Genomic DNA, 19030 nt, shown 5'->3' with positions numbered 1-19030 from the left:
AAAAGCCGACTCGTATTCTGATCCGGCTTTATGACACTTAAATGACATTTAATAAGTAATTTTTACGATTCAGTTAAAAACTGTATTCAATGCTGGCGCTGATATTTGCACCATCGAAATAGCTTTCTATTTCCTTACCATCACGACTGAAAACCACTTTTTCATCGGTGATATTATTAGCCTTAGCTTTTACCATAAGATTTTCTGTCGCATCGTATTGATATACGATATCGACGCTATAACGCCCTTCTTCGATTTCAGGATCCAGTGCACGAGAAGTCTTATAGATACGATCATCGAAGTAATTCACCAGGAAAGTAATATTTTGGCCTGATGGTAAGTGATCGAAACCTATCTGAAGGTTAGCCAGATATTCTGATTGTCCCTGAAGTTTACGACTGCTTTTACCTTCAAATCGGGCAGTGTCATCACTCAGGTTAACCGTCGCATCCAGAAAGGTCAGATTACCGGAGACAAAACCTGACCAGGCATCACCATCCAGAGTGTTTTTCCGGAAATCAAACTCAATCCCCTGAACTGTCGCTGAATCTTCATTACGGAAGGTTGAACCATCGGAAGCAGAACCTGAACCATCCGGAATACTGCGTTCAATCGGATCAGCAATATCTTTACTGAATAACGCAACAGAAATGCTTTCTTCTTCACTGAAGTAGTATTCACCACGCAGATCAATATTGGTAATTTTTGAGATCTGAAGATTCGGATTACCGAAAATCTGCTCATCGGTTTCCGGATCGTACTGTACAGAACGCGAACGCTCTGTCAGACCTGGGCGGGACAGCGTCTGACTGACACCAAAACGAACCTGCATTTCTTCATTTGCCTGCCAGCTGACAGAAACGACCGGAAGAACCTCATTCGCACTCAGGGTATCATCCACAACACTGCTGTTTGGATAGCTCAGGGTCTGTTCAGAATCTTCCAGACGGGCGCCAGCCAGAATTTTCACATCCGTCAGATCCAGCTCAGCCGAACCATAATAAGCGAACATATCATCAGTAGCTTCATAGCTGTCCGTTGGTGAAGTACGTACCTGAATACGTGCATCTCCGCTATCGAAATTGGCAGCCGTAAGGATATGTTCAATATCCTGAGTGACATCAAGGGTTGAGGTCGACGGTATCTCAAAACCAATACGCACCAGATCAACGGTACGGTCTTTAGTTGACATCAGCATACCGGCTTTCAGCTTCATACCGATGGTGTCGGTAATCATCTGATCGAAGGTGTAATCCAAACCAAATTCAAACGCATCTTCAGTTAATTCTGCATAGCGACGTTCAATCGTCGAAGGAATCAGATTACCGTTAATGTACTGATACGTACGGCGATCCGGTTCATCACGACTTGTCTGAGAGTAGCCCAGGCGCCAGTTTAACTGGTTGGTGCCATCGACAAAGAAGTGCTCACCTGAAAACTGCTGTGACAGAAACTGACGCTCCACCCACTGCAGTGTATATTCTTTGGTTTGCTGGTTATCATCAGCGTCATATACGGAGGAGGTACGAACAGTATTATCGGTTTTACGCAGTAAAATCGATTTACTGTTCAGTTTATGGTTTTCATTTTCAAAGCCGGCAACAAAATAACCTGTAGCATCAATTTTGCGCTTACTACGCTCATAGGTACCAGAAATATTCTGATCGTCGGTTTTCGCATCATGACGGGCTTCTGTTTTATCGTTGTACTGAACAGCACCGTAAAAACCAACATCGCCGGCATCTTTACTGATTAAATCACCAAATGCGTAAGAAAACCCACGCTCGGGTTTTGCCTGAATCTGATCTACACGGTAATTATTATCGAATGATTTACCCAGAGCCGCAGCTTCTGACGGCAGAGTACAACCAGCAAAATTACAGTAATTAATAGCGTCATTACCGCCATTGGTTGCACTGTCCACCAGTGATGGCAGGTCACGGCTACCATCATCCATACCAGTAAAATCGGTACTACTGCCTTCATAACCATTAACATCACTGAAGGTGGTACGGGTATTCAGACCACCGTTAACTTTGATTTTATTGACCGGGCCATCAGGTAAGCCTTTGGTCGTCATCATGATCGCGCCACCGGTCGTATCACCCGGCAGGTCTGGCGTATAACTTTTCTGAATATTGATCCCACCCAATACACTGGCAGGGAACAGATCCAGAGGGACATCACGACGCATTGGATCGGTACTTGGCATCAGACTGCCATTCAGTGTGGAGGAAATATAACGTCCCTGCAGACCACGCACGACCGCGAACTGACCACCAACCAACGATACACCCGCAACCCTTTTCAGTGCAGAAGCTGCAGAGGAATCACCAAACCGGGCCATCTGCTCAGAACCAATGGCATCCAGTACGGCTGATGAGTCACGTTCCTGTGCAGTTGCAGTAGACGGAATATAAGAACCAACCGCTACCACTTCTTCAATCACGCCATCACCGGACATGCTCATGGTCATGTTGACGCCGGTATTAACGTTGGACATAACGCGTACAGAAGAAACATCGCGCTTACCATAATTCGGGTGCGCGATATTCAGCGCATATTCACCGCGGGGTAATTCGAAGCTGAAGAAGCCATCGGCATCAGTCATCATTGCCATTTCGGTGCCGGCAACAGAAATGCGTGCTCCGCTTACCGGGCCGCCGGTTTCATCAGATTGCAGATAACCTGAAATCTGACCAACAGCAGGAGCTTCTTCCTGACCCGGGGTGTAGATATTAATTTCCGGCATCGGCTCACCGCCGACCAGTTCAACCTGAACTTCGGCATTCTGAGTGCTGCCTGCGGTAGCAAAATCAAATTCGCCTAACCACTCACCGTATTTGGAAAGCTCAACTTTGTGATCGCCCTTTTTAATATCAAAAACGACAAAGCCCGATGCACCGACCAGTTTTTTCTGGCCATCAACGCTGACAGCAAGATCACGTACCGCGCTGCCATCTTCGGTAATATACAAAACGGCTTCGCCAGCCATCAGCTGAGACACGAATAAAGACGATGCTGCGGCAAGCAGCACACGAGTTGGTTTCATTACGCCCCCTACGAGGAATACAGGAATTAACAGGCGGCGCCGTAAACGAGTGACAGAATGGCAGTCAATTAACTGTTGTCGTCCGTGATACTCTTCTGACTCAAGCTGGAATCAGCAGCCGCACCTTAAGTGCGGTGCAGTATGTTGCGGTTATATGACATTTCGATTACAAAGCGCCGAAAGCCGGCAGGGGCAGGAATCAGATGGATTTAAGGCCGGGTAATATCTGCAGCAATGGCAGACGGCTGAACAGGCGCACCAGTGACGCATCAATTTTATGGTTTCCGGCATCGGCATGCAGAATATCAAGCGCCCGCCCGACCGGCATCGCAGCTTTGTAAGGGCGATCGGAGGCGGTTAAGGCATCAAAAATATCGCACACGGCCATCATTTTTGCGCCGACCGGAATATCAGCGGAAATCAGCCCATGGGGATAACCTGTGCCATCCAGTTTTTCGTGGTGTGCTCCGGCAATTTGCGGGATACGTTCAAGCTCCGGCGTCCAGGGAATGGTGGCCAGAAAGCGGATGGTATGGCTGACATGGCTTTCTATTTCACGCCGTTCTTCTTCAGTCAGGCTGCCACGGCGCACGGCCAATGCCAGAAAGTCCTGATCTTCCAGCAAGGGCCGTTCACACCCATCAATATCGGCGTAAACCTCACCACGCAATAATTGCAGATGCCCGAATGTACCTTCATCAAGGATGCTGGGTTCGTTAGCCAGTTCTACGGCCTGCTGCATCGCATCCAGTTTTTGCAGAGCCTGTTCTTCAGCCTGCTGCAGTTGCTGTTCATATTCAGTGTTCAGCCGCCGTTCTCGTGCAGCGGTTAATTTCTGCTGCAGAAAATGATTACGCACCCGCTCTTTCTGCAGGGCTATACGGTAATGAAAACGCACCCAGGCTTCCGGGCTGAGTTTTTTGGCTTTTACCAGTACATGTTCACGCACCCCGACTTTGCCGAAATCGTGCAGCAGTGCGGCATAACGTAATTCACGCAGCTCTTCGCTGCGAAAACGGATGGCCTGATATTCGCGGCCGGTTTCACTGTGCGCCGCCTCGGCCAGTGCAATGGTGAGTTCCGCAACCCGGAAAGAATGACCGGAAGTGGTTGGGTCACGTTGTTCAATGGCGTGCACAGACGCACTGACAAAGCCTTCAAACAGAGTATTGATACGTTCAATCAGCAGGTTATTTTCAATCGCAATCCCGGCCTGACTGGCCATGGTTTCGAGCAGGGTTACCAGACGCTCGTCAAACGGCAGGGTTTCACGTTCGACGATCTCGGGGCTGCTCAGTTGCACCTGAGGACTGCGTTTACGGTTAATAAACTGGATAACACCGACAATTTTTCCATCGTGTGTGCGCATCGGAATAACCAGCATTGAGCGGGTACGGTAACCCAGCTGCTGGTCATAGGCTTTATTAAATGCAAAGCCGGAGCCTGCCGGCAGGTGGTAGACATCGTCAAAATTCAGGATCTCGCCAGACAGCGCGGCAAAGCCGGCCAGTGATGAGCTGTCGAGCGTAAAATGCTGCTCTTCCGAATGAAATTCCACCGAGTCATTCTGACTGAGTTTAAACACCAGCTGCCGCTCGCCGTTGTCGCCGGGTTCAATCAGAAAAATCGACGCAGCATCACAGTTAGCAAAACGCCTCGCCTCTTGCAGAATTCGCACCAGTAAGCGGGCGTGATCCTGTTCAGCTGACAGCGCCAGGCCGATATCCATCAGGCGTTCAAACTGGTTTTCCTGATGGGCAAGCTGGCGGGAAAGGTATTGCGATTGCTGCTGTTGCTGGTAGAGGCGCAGGGCCTGTTTGAGGGCATTGTTTAAAAAGGGTACCGGTAAAGAAACCGGCAGAAGAATGTCAGCCCCTAAGGTGCTGTAATCCAGGCCACTGTGCTGATCATACTCCAGCAGGCGGATCTGGCCTTGCGGCGCCTGCTGGCAGGCTAATGCTGATGAATATAAACCAATGTCCGCAGTCGCAGAGTCTGCCACAGCCATATAGCCGCCATCCAGCAGCGCCTGTACAACGTGGGCTGCTTCCTGCGACAAGGATTCAGGGAAAAAAAGCGAAGGTACCGTGCTCATTCGGGTATCCATCCACACATGCCGTTACCGTGTCAGCTTCCAGAATAGACCCTGACGAGGAAACATGTGCTGCGGCCCCCACGCATCGGCCAGGGCCTGTTAACACTAATTAAACAGGCCCTAGGATTTACGCTCTTCGTTACGCAGCAATCTGGCAAAAGCCGTTATCTGCTCTTCAGTGGTTGGCAAGGCATCAAGAACCTTTTCCAGGCGCTCTGCTTCGGCCACCATAAAATCAATAAACACCCGTACTTTGCGTGGCAGGTACTGGCGTGACGGATAGGCCAGAGATATTGGCTGCGGTCGCAGGCTCCAGTCGGTAAACAGCGGTACCAGCTGACCATTAAGAAACTGCTCTCCAGCCAGCAGGTAATGCACATCACCAATGCCAGCGCCCTGCACAAGACTCCCCAGACCAGCAACCACCGAGTTTGTTGAGATTGTCGGCTCAACTTTAACTTCCACAACCTCACCGGTTTCATTATGCGTCAGTTCATAGCTTTGCGGCTGGCTGCCCTCGCCGATTTTGACACAACGCATCTGCGTCAGATCGTTGGGATGTAAAGGCCGCCCGACACGTGCCAGGTACGAAGGCGCGGCACAGAGTACAGAATCGGATTCTGCCAGCGTACGGGCAATCAGCGACGAATCGGGCAGATCGCCCAGGTATACCCCCAGATCAAAGCCTTCCTGAATCAGGTTGACCGGACGGTCGGTATGAATCACTTCCAGCCGGACATCCGGATACTGAGCCTGATAACGGGCAAAGTAATGCCCCATAACGCCACTGCCGGCCATCATTGGTACAGCAATGCGCAATAAACCCTGCGGGTTCCCCTCGCGGTCAGAAATCATCTCATGAGCTTCGATGATTTCATGTACCAGATGCCGGCAACGACTGTAATAGGCGCTACCGACTTCCGTCATACTAAGCTGACGCGTAGTACGCTGCAGTAAGCGTGCGCCAAGGTTTGCCTCAAGGTCGGCAACCATACGGCTAACGCGTGATTTGGGCATTCCCAGCGCCTTACCGGCGGCAGTAAAGCTGCCTTCATCCACCACACGGATAAACACAGTCAGTTGATTCAGATCCAGCATGTGGATATTACGCTCCCTTTACATCGAATACCGGCTCAGGTGTCACCAGAGCGGATAATTTTACTTATAAATCAATGAGCTACAAAATCGGCCGTTTTTCATACGAATCTAGAGTGTCTCTGGTCACTGTGGTACGATGGTATCCATTAAAAAAATAATAAAACAGGCTTACCATGAATACGTCCTGGACCCGATCAGCACTGGCTGCAGCACTCAGCACCCTACTCGCCGCATGTAATGGCGGGGGCGGTAGTGGCAGCAGCTACAGCGGCACTGATTCAAACACACCTGACACAAATAAGCAGCCGCCCGCTGTTGCCCTGACTCCGGTAGATTTTAATCGCCTGGCTGACAGTGCCCTGCACAGCTGTATTGCAGATACAGGAATTGAATATCAGGAGCAGCTGCAAATGCTGGAGTGTGCGGACAAGAATATCCAACAACTCAACGGGCTCGAACAGTTTAAAAATCTGCGTGTTTTGAATATCCGCATGAATGAAGTCGCTGACATTACGCCACTTACCAGCCTTAGCTCCATGAGCTATCTGGATGTCAGCCATAATAAACTTAGTGACATTAGTCAGTTAGATGCACTACACCAGCTGAACACATTAGTTGCCGGTAATAACGAGATTCATTCGGTTGATGTTATAAGCCAATTGCCCAAACTAACCCGCCTTTATATAAACCATAATAGAGTGGCAAGCCTTGAGCCACTGGTAAGTACAACGGCTATCCGTCATCTGGCAGCGGAGGATAATCCTGCGCCAATGCCATCTTTATTACCGGTCTCACTGCAAACGTTCAGCATCTGATGCTGGAACAATGATCAAAATAAGCCGGCAAGTGCCGGCTTTTTTACGCTGAGCCTTTCAATGTGAAAAGCCATCTACGCCTAGGGCTCTCGTTCATATCAGGGTCAAATTATCCCTACGTAAAACCTGCTAGTTTTTCGGCTCTCGACCCAAAGGCCAAAGTAATTTACCTATATTACTTCAGAAGTGAGCGCACAATTAACACAACTCCTCAATAAGTACTTCCCTTTATCAGTTAGAACTATATATATATATCTGAGCATACAGAGAGTTGAGTATTATAAATGCACTGTCTACACAATTTGATCTATTTCACAACAGGTCGAATCGAAAATACAGTATCTGATAATCCATTTAAAAAGGATGATTCAGAAAGACTTTCAGCTTGAGGATATTCTTTGCTATAAGAAAATGCTTTTCCTGAAAGGTCTAGTGAAGCAGGAAAAATTTTCAAAATTGAGAAAAAGATGCGCACAACAACGCTTTCTGCTGATGTTGTGCGCTGCTTCCATTAATAACATAGGAAACTTAGTGATTTCTGTATGTTTGTGACCACTTAGGCAAGTTATTCACATTACCATAATTCTCACTACCGCTATACAGATCATACTTAGGATGACCTGGAAAATAGTTATTCGGGTGATCGCCAGCCCTTGTGTTAGCAATAAGACCACCATCTCCACCCATATTGAGCCAGAATCCTGGCTCCGTTACCTCCGGAGAAAAACCACCTACACTGCTCCACTGGATAGAGCGGGTTCCGACACTGAAAAAGAATGCTCCTGTATGTTCCAGATAATTAGACTGTACGGGAAATAACTGAGCTTCTTTCGACATATTGACCAGACTTTGCGGATCGGTAATCAAAAGAGAAGCCAGACCAGACACATCAAAGATGGTCAGATTATTCGCATCAAGCCAGCCAATAGTTCGCACTCCCCCCAGGAAAGCTTCCAGTTTGACCTGTCCAAGGAAACCAGTATCCGCAGTAATTGTCGGACGAATAAAGCCAGAAATAACATCAATAATATTACCCTGGTAACCAAATGCATCTTCAGCCCCCATTCGAAAACCGACCAGCTTTCTTACTCCGGATGACTCATCAAAAGCGAACTCAAAGTAAGGATTTTCCTGCACAAAAGGCAGCATTTCATAAACACCATTTTCATTCCGAATCTGACCCATTGTAACGTCACGCAATTTCACATCTACACCGGAGTCTGGTTGGTAACCGCCTGGGTATTCAAAGAAACTGGCCCCCCCGGTTGTGTGAGTCAGGCTTGATGACTTGTATGAATTCGCATCAAGACCCACTGAGCCGCAAGGCTTCGCGGTGCATGCCCAGTCGATATTATCGTTGTAATCCACAGGAACAACATTGTTATAACAAATCTTATTGTTGTCCGGGCCACCGCTACAGTTAGTTCCTTCCGGGCGCCAGTAACGCCCGAGGGATATTTCCTCGACGTTGGCATTAATTTCTATTCGTGCTCCCATCGTCAGTCTTAACAGGCTTAAAGCCGATCCATCGGCCTGGGAAACCTGCTGGTCTGTAACCTCAAAAATAGCCTGTCCATATGTCTCGGAAAGTGTTGCCTCATCCATAGGCTTCATTGCTGCATATGAACACAAGGTGTGGAACATTGTACTCAGCAGCAGAATTTTTATTATTTTCATATTCCACCTATTTAGTTGCAAATATGCTCATAGTCGTAGCTGCAGGAAATTGCAGAACTCCGTCAATTTCCATACCCATCAGGAAGCGATGACCTGAACCAGCATCTACTTCTTTTCCTGCTCCGACATAGATCCCGTCCGTTTTCAAATTATCGAATACCATTTCCTCCGGCAGAGTCCACTGTAAAGCACCAGTGTTTTTTGATGGGCCAAAATCCCCAACAAGATCCAGCTTAAGTCCTTTTATCTCCATTGCTCCAGTAAGGTTATCAACAACAAACCAGTATTCCTGAGAATCAAGATATTCAGCATCTTTATTGGTGTAGCTTATCCGGCTACCTTCATCGAATTCAAAGCGCGCACTTAGCGTAATCCCTGACTGGCCACTAGTGCTTTCCATTTCATCTTCAGTCAACTCATTCATTTCTGACCAGGAAATGACAGGAATCAACAAAAAAATAAGAGCAAAAATTCGCATATCAAAGATCCTGTGTCGTAATAATCATACGCTGGATTTCAATCCCTTTTATTTCAATAACATTCTGATTAGGAATCAGAGGAATCTCATTCAAGGGATTATTCTTATTATATAAATCGACCTGCTCGTTATAGATAACGGTCTTAGGAACAAAGGCACGATGAATAACATCTGGCACTGTTGCTATAATATTCCCACTGGCATCGCGCAAGTAGATATCTTCCCGTCCGGTAATAACTTCTTCATCATTCGGATCACCAAAAGATAGCGACTGAACATAAATATTTCCCTGAGGAGCTTGCTGAACTTCTTTTGGTAACGCTGCGATTTCAATACGAAGCTGTGTACTGGCTGGAAGATACGTCGGATTCTTCCATGTTCCACGCTGGACCTGAGAGTATTGTACAGTGCTGATTGTCATTGGCTGATCAACACTTCCCATTGGCAGATACATATCAACATCACGCAACTCTAGGATACTCGCTTTTGCAGCTTCCTGAGTGACAGGATCACTGACCCGTGGGTCTGCAGAAATACGGATAACATCAGCTCGCAAGCCTGTTGTCATCGCCATTGCCAGACCATAATCAGCCTGAACAGGTGCACTGTTATTCCTATATTTATTAATTTCTGTTTGCCCGAGTACTTCGTTCTGACGGCTGTGAGACCAAATGTATGAGCTAGTCCCATAGAGACGCGCCCCTTCAACATCGACGAAAGCAATAAACTGGTCGTCGGTATTCATATTTACATTTGCACTGGTAATGGCATCCAAACGGAAATGCAGGTCAAATTTATCAGTAGCCTGATCTAAACGTGCATCTTGTCCAGCAAGATATCCCGCATACTGCGTGGTTAACTCTTCAAGATTGCCTAGCGGAACATTTGGTGTTCCGCTGAAGAAACCATTAGGAAGCCCCCGATAGTATGATGAAGAACCGACATTCGATGGGGCATTAAACCGTTTTCCAGAATATGAATAAAAATTTCGGTTAAGCTGGCTAACATCCGCCGCCGGAAATCCTGTATACAAAGCGACATGGGTGCGGTTTGCATCAACGTAGGTTCCATCCCCCTCAGGATCAATAGAACTTATGTAGCTCTCACTGATTTCCCTCAAATCTCCAACAAAAAACGGATCATCGTAGGTACCGAAAAAGCCACCGCTGTCAGCCTGACCAGGTGTCGCACCGGAGCGATAAAAACGCAGCTCACTGAATATAAGCGTTTCCGGGCCATTTTCTGTCAGTTTATAACGAATCTGAAAATCATCCGGATCACCATAATTACCAGAATGAATCACGACATTATCGAAGGTAGCGCCGATGCCTTCGCCTGTAATTTCTCCTAACTGAGATTCATCCATAGGTTGCATAGCCGATACCATCGGAGATAGCAAAGTAATCACAAATAAGACTATCTGATAATTATTCTTCATAATCAAAATTCCAGAGGAGCAGACCAGCTCCAAGTTCTGTGAGCTGCAATGCAACCACCTGGATTACTCGTTTGTGACAAATTGTCACTCCACAACACGCCACATACAGCATTACTTCCAACATTTAACTGATTAAAGCCACTGACGGTAGGGAATGTCACGTTGGTATTACTGGTATTTGAGCAATCTACGATCGCTACCCCACTACCGCTTTGTTGGAAGCAGATATTACTTGCGGAATCCAGTAAAGACTGACGATTGATCAAGCGATTATAACTTTGGTTCCATGTCCAGAAATTCGCCGGATAACCACAGGAGGATGTTTTTCCCGAACGATTTAAACATTTTCCATTGTTATACAACTGACGGTAATACGGCTGGGCTGCAATAGGAATGGAACGTTGGTAAAGTTCGGGCCAGGTTACCCCATCTCCTCCTTCCAAAGTCAATTCTAAAGTAAATTGAGTCGGATCCAGAACAAAAGGAATGCGCATAGAGCCAGTAATGGTCAGGCTATCATCCGGACTCTGCAGTCCGTCACCATACTCAACTTCTCCATTGCCTGCACTACCGTTGACGGTAAATAGACCTGTATCTCCACCAAGAAAGTCTGCAGTGTCCGTTTGGTTATTTACACCATCAAACCAAGTCGCAGGAGCAGTCCCTGCAGCATTTAACAAACGCCAGCTATAACGAATTTTTGTGTAATCAATATCAAGTGTATTCTTAGCGGGTAGCGTAAATGACCAATTAATTACCTTCCTGTTAGGTGAGTGCTGCTCCAAAGCCACCAGATAAGTTGGCATGGAAGCATCTACTCCCGGCTGATATTCGCGAATGTCTCCACCATCCGTAAGCTTGATACTGTAATTGTTTTGGATACTGTCCTTTGTATTCAGTACCGTAACAAGATCATCGGTTTGGTTGATTGTATTGTCTTTATTGGCATTACTCAGCACCCCCATTCCAACAACTCTTGGTGTTGTTGGGTTTTTCAACATTAACCTCAAGCCAACGCTTGCGGTTGGATCTAAAGTATCTATGGACTTAAACGCCAACTGACGAGAATCATTCGCATCAGCAATACTGTAACTGATAGTACCCGTTTGTGCAGCTCCTCCGACAAAGTCAACATAATCTGAATCTGATTTCCCTATCGGCTTTCCTTCAACACTTAATTCATAATCAAAACTGAATACCGTATTGAGGTTACCACCACGCAGAATATTAAATATGACATCATCGCCTTCATCAACCGAACCAACTGCTGATGACAAAGTCACTAATGCAGGGCTTGTAACATCCACAATTGTAAGCGCGGCATTACCCGAAACAATATTCTCAGAGTCAGCAGGGATTAGCGACAAAGATGCAATCTCATCATTTTCCTGAACATCATCATTCACAATAGTAAAAGTAATTAACTGATTTTCAGTTGCAGCACTTGCTGGTTCAGAAGGCGTTATTGCTGGCCAGTTAAGCTGAGCAGTAAAGCCATAATCTGTAGGTGATGCAGGAGAAGCAATAACATTAACAGTTGCCGTTGGTGCATAAATACTTGTATTGGTCCGGGTAACAATAACCTCACATGTCAGCTCTGCAGCGCTAGGTTTCAGCTCATCAGGGACAGTTACACCAGTATTTGGTTCTTTACAGCTAAAGCTGCTCGCAGCAAATGAAAAGTCTCCTGGGGCATAATCACGAATAATCAGCACCGCATTATTTTGAGCTGTCAAAATAGGATCTGTTGGTGCCGTATAAGTCAGGCCTGTCAGGGCAACGGATAACGACTTATCAGCAGTACCCACCTCTGGATTTACAGCAACTTGTAGATTAATGCATTTATCAGCACCATCACCATCAGCAAAGATGACATTGCCGCTACTGCCTGCCGGAGTTATATCTCCTGCTACATATTGATAATCAACGCCAGCGATCGCATCACCACTGATTTCATAGCTGACTGTTACTTCACCATCGGAACCCGACTCACGTCGGATACAGAAACTCTGAACAGCATTATTATTTTCCAGAACAACATGTGGGTCTGGACCAACCAACGAAAAATTTCCATAAGGATTTGGCGTCAGATCAGTAAGACGCAATGCAAAATTCGCCGGTGTACCGGTGTTCGCACTACCGGTATCACTGATTTTCAGGCGGGCAATTTCGGTACCCTCTCGCAGGTTATCATCGTCATTATCCAATGTAATGACGAAGCTTTGTTGACCTCGGGTATTGGCAGGCCAGCTGACCGCTAAACCTGTGCCTTGGATATAACTGGCAGGGAAAGCAAAATCTGCTGCATTAACTGCTGTTATCATATCAGCCTGAGTACCACGCGTAGCAGTGCTATTAGTACTATCGACGTCTACATAAACAGTTAACGGTTCTTTACTGCCACGGGTACGCTCCAATGCGATAGTGACAGTATTTCCCGGTATTGTTGTGAACTCGTCAGTAATGGTACCAGCATCAACAAACTGAACCTGCCCCATTGGCGGCTCAGGCAATATATTAGCTCTCTCCGTTGCATTCAGTGCCCGATTAAAGACTTGTAAGTCATCAAGCAGTCCAAAGAAAGAGGATGCATGTCCCGGAACTTTACCGACATAAAGATTGCCGGTGTTAGCAACTGCGGTTTCCCCGCCAGTATAGGTATAACTCGCCGCGAGTTCTTCATCGATGTAAACACGAAACCCTGTAGCATCCTTAACGTAAATCAGATTCAGCCACTGCTGGAAAGGAATATCTGCAACGTTAGCTGCACGATTGTTGTCAGCGCTTGTTGAGTTAGTTGCATGCAAAGAAGCAGCATCCGGATACATAAAGAGTGCAGGCTGACGTTCGAGATCACCATCACCTTTCTGCAGAATACCGCCAGCAACGGCGCTTTCGACACTGATACGGAAAGCAACCGTATATGCATCTTCCGGAAGTACCAACCCATTAACACTGTCGGCTGCCAGGCCAGGTATTACCATGCTTCGTGTGTTTTCAAGCATAAGAGCGCCGTTAACGACATCTGGCATAGGATATGCCACCGTATTAAGGGCGTGATGATCATTGCCCGAAATATCATTTTGCGGCTGTGATGAATTACTAAAGTCGTAGTGTGCAAGAATAGGTGCTTTTACCCGAACATTGACAAAAGCTTCTGCCACCGCCGGACTGGCCGTACCAGGAGGAATATCCGTCGCAATTACTTTAAAGGTCAGAATACGGTCTTTCTGCAATAAAGCCGGCGTTGAATAATTGGCGACAACCGTTGCCGTGCCATTGGCCCCCAAAGTCACAACACTGCTGCCCACCGTAATATCATTGTGAGTGCTTGCCGGGTTGTCAAAATCTGTATTGCTGATCAACTCCCAGCTGGCCGACGCTACACCAACCTCCTCATCATCAGCCAGCAATGCATGCAACTGAATATTATTAACCTGTTCATTAACCAGTTGTGCTGTCTGAGTCAGATCAATGGATACGGCAAAGTTGGTTTCCGCACCATTAATCTGCCATTCACCTTCCTCAATCCGGTCGTGGGCATTAATCCAGACTTGCTCAAGACCTGCTAATTCCAGGGCAAGTTTTAATTTTGCATTGTCTACAGCATTTGTAGGCGCTGCAAAATGCCAGTCAGTACCCTGGGCCTGGCAGGCAGTAAAGCCTTCGGACCAGCGCAAGTCAGTCGTTGGTGCGCTGTTTACAACACGCCATTCATAGCCGTTTGTGCATGAAAATCCACGGGATACTGGTGTGCCAGATAAATACTTACAGCTATCCGAATGCCAGGTTCCGCTCCCTGTTGTCACACGATCAAAATAACCGCAGTCATTATTCTGATCGAGCAAGGAGCTTACAGCCCAATCACCATAAACCTGATACGGGCGCCAGCTACCTTCGACTTCCTGATCACTCAGGTTCAGCCAGACATCTTTATTCGCCGCAATAACAATGGCCTGCAGAGTATTCTGATCCATCGTTGCAGAATGGTTGCCGTAGCCATTTGGCGAAATAAATTCACTACCCGGATATTCCAGAGCGCAGGCAGAAAAACCGTGCGACCAAATACCTTCTTCCGTTGTCAGGTACCATTCAATATTAGCACCGTTCACTTTGCGACAGGCGAATGGAGCAGTCTCTGTAAAACATTTGGCCGCATACCATTCACCCGTACTGTTTATACGTGCGCAATCACGGTTACCTGTATTGGACGGCTCATTTTCAGCCCACCAAGCATAACGTAAGCGATTAGATATCCACTGAGATTCGAGTCCTGTATCTGAAAGATTTACCCAGACCTTTTCTCCACCACTGATCTGGTTGATCAGAGCATTCATTTCATCTGGGGTTCGGGGTACAGCAAACATTCTTCCAGCCAGGGAATTATCACAGGCAGAAAAACCATCTCTCCACTGACCACTCAGTCCTGTCACTGTCCAGTTGCCATCAAAACACGCATATGGATGAGCTTCAGAACAGGGGACATCTGTCCAATTACCACTGCCATCCACGACGGCACAATCTGAGTTATTGTAATTATCAAATACAGGCTTTTGCCAAACGCCAAGCTTCAGCCGATTAGCAAACCAACGGTTATTTTTGGAGGTGATATTGCTCACATAATAATAATTGAGCCAAGTACTCTTCACCTGAGCATTAGTCGATCGAATTGTAGCATCCAGCGCCAGTTCTTCAGCTGCAGTTACCGGTGCAGAGAAGTAGTACTGCTGGCCAAACTGATCTTTACACATGCGATCGCCACGTTCGTAAGACCAGTAATCTTCACCAACCTGAGGAACTACCTGAAGTGAACCATTAACCAATGTACCTTTGGACGTCGCAATCTTCCAACTGGCACCATCGAAGCAGGCATAATGTGCAGCATTAGCTGTGCAATTTGCGGTATACCAAGGGTTATTCTGCCCAGCAGAAACAGTCGATTTATAGACACAAACATTCTGCGGTTCTTCTCCCGGATAAGGATTCAGCCAGTTAACAAATGGCAGATTTTTACGGAAAAGCGAACCGGTTCCAGCTGCACCAATATCCTCATCTCCACCATCCGTCATATTCAACCAAACGCGAGAAATAGCAGACAACCGCTCTTTTTCGGCCTGAAGACGAGCAAAATCAATCTGAATCGCATCATTTTTGTTAAGAGGTGAGGCAAATACAAAAGCGGCGCCATACTCTTTAAAACACTGTTTATGGCCATCAGCAAGATTCTGAATGCGCCCCTGTCCTTTGGTTACTTTCCAGATATAGCCATCAGTACAGGCCCAAGGGTATTCATTTGCCCCAGAGCAACTGGTATCCGACCAATACCCACTATCAGACTGGTACACACAATCTTCGCCTTTAATCATTGCAGTTTCAGAAACTGCATCAATTCCGCCGTTATCGGGTTCACCAGAAGCCCAGTTAGGATATTGATCAATCGCAGCTGCATTTAATACCCAACTACCTTCACGCATAGCATCAGTGGCATTCATCCAGACTTGAGCTTCGGCTCCCATCGCATTTTTAGCTAAAATATTCTCGTTATACGTTGTCGGAGCTGCGAAATACCAGCCGGCCCCCAACGCAGAGCAAGCTGAAAATGCCAGAGAGAAATCATGAAGGTCACCAGACACCGCAGAAATAGCCCAGTTATCTCCATTACGGCACAGGTATTTAAAGTCGGAAGCTGTATCACAGTATTCATCTGACCAGGACGCATCTGTACTGCTCAACGTCGCACAATTCGCTTTAACACCACCATTTGGCTCACTTCCGGACCAGATAGGAAGAATAGTAGAAGGCTTGTTCCATTCCCATTTACTGAAACTGCTTAACCGGTTGCCATTGATCCAGAAATCTCCGCCATAACCTTCAAGTTTTGCGTAGTACTGCAATAACGCTGATTCATCCAGGGAACGCGGTGCAATGAAGAGGTATCCCTTAGCAAGCTCTGAACATGCTTTCTGGCCATTGCTGAAATCATTCAGAGTGACGGTTTCATCCGTAAAATACCAGCGTCCACCACTGGTACAGGCAACAGGTAATGCAATAGAACAATCACGGGCGCTCCAGCGAGAGCTCTCTGCAGATGCTGAAACACAACGCTCACTTGTATTTAACGTTGGCTGGCCACTATCCCAATTATTAATATCCTGATTCAGCAGCCAGGTTCCTTCACTCTGCAGATCACTTGCATTGATATAAACATTATTTACACCTGCGCTTGTCATTGCAGATATCAGATCATTCTTCTGACTTAATGTAACCGGTGCATAAAATTTATAAGGACCTCCAAATGTCTGTTCGCAAATAACAGACATAGCTTCGGGGGTTGAAAAAGCGTAACTCGTCGATGTGATATTCCAGGAACCGTTAGCACTACCTTCAGGATTAAAACAAGCAAGTGGCAGGACAGAAGAACAGCTCAGATCATTCCACAGGCCACTGGTTTGCTGAACGGCACAATTTTCTCCGGCACCGGCGTTATTAGGCTCTCCTGCATTCCAGAAAGGGGCCAATACATCCACACCGATATTCAGGATAAAAGCTTTTTCACGGCGGCGGTCATTCATATTGATCCAAACGTCGCCAGCCCCTGCATTTGCAGCCACTGTACGCAAATCCTGAGTTTGCGCATACGACATTGGCGCAGCAAAGCGGTAATTTCCTACAGAGCCATTAGCATCCGGAATCGTGCTGCAAGCGGCATTAGCCGTATCTACCAGCTGATATTCATTTAATGTCCCTTGAGCGTTTTCCATTTCCAGCCCGATTGATGCACTGGAAATAGCCCAGTCATAGCCATTAAAACAGGCGACCCTTTTTGATATATAGCAATCATCATCATCCCAGCGTGCATTACTGCTGTACAGCTGAACACAATCGCCCGAATCATTCGGCTCCCGTGGGCTGAAATAAGCTTTTGCAGCACGATTAGCTCTGGAGGCTTCATCCATATAAATGGTGACGTTATCAGAATACCTCTGCCAGCTTGAGTATGGGCTATCATCAGGCTGACCAACCCAGTTCGTACCTTCCTCAATAAGGTCATACCATACGACACTCGCCAGATCACCACCACTGACATTCGGACTATCATAGCCGTCATTCCATAACCAGAAGCTGCTGTCCTGAATGTATTTTAAATTCAGCCACAAAGGCCCTGTATCAGAGGACGGACGGGCACTGTTAAGCCTGGATACCAAGGAGCGTTCATGTTCAGTACGTGGAGCTGCCAGAAAATAGCTCTGATACCCATCACCCCGGCTACAGGCTTCCAGTGCCTGATTGCTGAATTGATGCTCTACAGCACGGATAATCCAGTTTTTTCCGTCTGAACATAGGAGTTTTCCTCTGTTGTCACAATCAACGGTAATCCACTTGCCATCACTTTTCTGGATCTGAGTACAAATACCCGCAGAGGCATCAGGTTGTCCAGCAGCCCAATCAAACAAGCCGTGATTCAGCATCCAATAACCTTCAATGCCGTTATCGCGCGCATTAATCCAGGCAGAAGAAATTCCGGCAGAAGACAGCGCGTTGCTCAGGGCAGTGTTATCAGAAGAAGTACGGGGTGCAGCAAACTGATAAAAAACACCGAAACTTTGCTGACACACCTGAGTTAATTTTTCGATAGAAGTAAATGCAACCGGAGAGTTTACGATTTGCCAGTTGTCGAGCGTACCGTCAGCACAGGCAACAGCATATGAAGCTGAACAATCAGAAGCACTCCAGTTTCCTGCGCCATCAATAACAGCACAATCGCTGGCAGCGCCCGAAGGTTCACCCGCCCCCCAAAAAGGAGCAATGGCCGAAGAGTTTTTATTAATTGCCCAGACATTTTCAGTTTTCATGTCCTGAGCATTAATCCAGACACCATTAGTTACATTGGCTGCACTGATGGCAGAGGACAGGGCATTACGTTGTGCAAGCGTAACCGGTGCTGAAAAATAGGTATTAGCAGGACAGGCGTTCTGAGCATTGCTGATGTTTTCAGCTGCATTATTGTCTGCGCCCATGGCAACACTGGCAGAGCTGATCGTCCAGTTAGTGCCATTAAAACATGCAACCCGGCGGCTCTGTTCACAACCAAGATCGTTCCAGCTACCGTTTGCGACCTGTGTCGCACAATCTTCGCTGCTGGAATCATTAGGCTCCCCAGAAGCCCAGAAAGTTACCGTGTCAGCATTGATAATACCGGCCTGTGCACGGGTAATACTGCCACCGTTATAGTCGACAGGTGTTCCTGTATTACGTACCAGGTCATACCAGACAGACGCCTTCGACGAAACGCTTGCTCCCTGAGCAGCAACAGCACTCAGGGCAAACGTCAGCGTGAGAAATATTTTTTTATAATTGTTATTCATATACTACAGGC

8 protein-coding genes are annotated in these 19030 nt (G+C 46.9%); 1 reads left to right on the top strand and 7 read right to left on the bottom strand.

Features of this window, described 5'->3' with window-relative positions; translation table 11 throughout:
* Positions 1 to 73: 73 nt before the first annotated feature.
* The 3 genes from MT343_RS05500 to MT343_RS05485 all read right to left on the bottom strand — a co-directional run bounded on the left by MT343_RS05500 (position 74) and on the right by MT343_RS05485 (position 6245).
* Entirely contained in the window at positions 74 to 3052 is a 2979-nt protein-coding gene (locus MT343_RS05500) for a TonB-dependent receptor (protein WP_145469140.1), read from the bottom strand.
* A gap of 199 nt (positions 3053 to 3251) precedes the next feature.
* Complete coding sequence (locus MT343_RS19585) at positions 3252 to 5147, bottom strand: GAF and HD-GYP domain-containing protein (RefSeq protein WP_186435913.1); 1896 nt, start codon at positions 5145 to 5147, stop codon at positions 3252 to 3254.
* Positions 5148 to 5267: 120 nt separating this feature from the next.
* Positions 5268 to 6245: a LysR family transcriptional regulator gene (locus MT343_RS05485; RefSeq protein WP_145469138.1), complete on the bottom strand. Its 978-nt coding sequence runs from the start codon at positions 6243 to 6245 to the stop codon at positions 5268 to 5270.
* A 173-nt stretch (positions 6246 to 6418) separates the two neighbouring features.
* Between MT343_RS05485 and MT343_RS05480 the strand changes: the two genes are divergently transcribed.
* The gene (locus MT343_RS05480; protein WP_145469137.1) at positions 6419 to 7060 is read left to right on the top strand and encodes a leucine-rich repeat domain-containing protein; all 642 of its coding nucleotides are present in this window, start codon (positions 6419 to 6421) and stop codon (positions 7058 to 7060) included.
* A gap of 528 nt (positions 7061 to 7588) precedes the next feature.
* Here the strand turns inward: MT343_RS05480 and MT343_RS05475 are convergent.
* The 4 genes from MT343_RS05475 to MT343_RS05460 are packed head-to-tail and all read right to left on the bottom strand — an operon-like array spanning position 7589 to position 19019.
* Positions 7589 to 8737 carry a hypothetical protein gene (locus MT343_RS05475; RefSeq protein ID WP_145469136.1) on the bottom strand — a complete coding sequence of 383 codons (1149 nt, stop codon included), beginning with the start codon at positions 8735 to 8737 and terminating at the stop codon, positions 7589 to 7591.
* 7 nt (positions 8738 to 8744) lie between these two features.
* Positions 8745 to 9215, bottom strand: a complete 471-nt coding sequence (locus MT343_RS05470; protein WP_145469135.1) for a hypothetical protein — start codon at positions 9213 to 9215, stop codon at positions 8745 to 8747.
* A 1-nt stretch (position 9216) separates the two neighbouring features.
* On the bottom strand, positions 9217 to 10653 hold the full coding sequence (locus tag MT343_RS05465) for a hypothetical protein (RefSeq protein WP_145469134.1): 1437 nt from the start codon (positions 10651 to 10653) through the stop codon (positions 9217 to 9219).
* A gap of 2 nt (positions 10654 to 10655) precedes the next feature.
* A complete protein-coding gene (locus tag MT343_RS05460) occupies positions 10656 to 19019 on the bottom strand; it encodes a lectin-like protein (RefSeq protein WP_145469133.1) in 8364 nt (2787 codons plus the stop codon).
* Positions 19020 to 19030: the final 11 nt, after the last annotated feature.

Source organism: Venatorbacter sp. C2-1, from assembly GCF_022832715.1.
Classification (GTDB): Bacteria; Pseudomonadota; Gammaproteobacteria; order Pseudomonadales; family Oceanobacteraceae; genus Venatoribacter; species Venatoribacter alkanivorans.
Note: the sequence above shows the minus strand (reverse complement) of the source record. Positions and strands in the feature narration are given on the sequence as shown.

What these genes read in the sequence shown, in the direction of transcription:
- MT343_RS05500 (WP_145469140.1), bottom strand. Translation starts at nt 3,052, where the DNA reads ATGAAACCAACTCGTGTGCTGCTTGCCGCAGCATCGTCTTTATTCGTG.
- MT343_RS19585 (WP_186435913.1), bottom strand. Translation starts at nt 5,147, where the DNA reads ATGAGCACGGTACCTTCGCTTTTTTTCCCTGAATCCTTGTCGCAGGAA.
- MT343_RS05485 (WP_145469138.1), bottom strand. Translation starts at nt 6,245, where the DNA reads ATGCTGGATCTGAATCAACTGACTGTGTTTATCCGTGTGGTGGATGAA.
- MT343_RS05480 (WP_145469137.1), top strand. Translation starts at nt 6,419, where the DNA reads ATGAATACGTCCTGGACCCGATCAGCACTGGCTGCAGCACTCAGCACC.
- MT343_RS05475 (WP_145469136.1), bottom strand. Translation starts at nt 8,737, where the DNA reads ATGAAAATAATAAAAATTCTGCTGCTGAGTACAATGTTCCACACCTTG.
- MT343_RS05470 (WP_145469135.1), bottom strand. Translation starts at nt 9,215, where the DNA reads ATGCGAATTTTTGCTCTTATTTTTTTGTTGATTCCTGTCATTTCCTGG.
- MT343_RS05465 (WP_145469134.1), bottom strand. Translation starts at nt 10,653, where the DNA reads ATGAAGAATAATTATCAGATAGTCTTATTTGTGATTACTTTGCTATCT.
- MT343_RS05460 (WP_145469133.1), bottom strand. Translation starts at nt 19,019, where the DNA reads ATGAATAACAATTATAAAAAAATATTTCTCACGCTGACGTTTGCCCTG.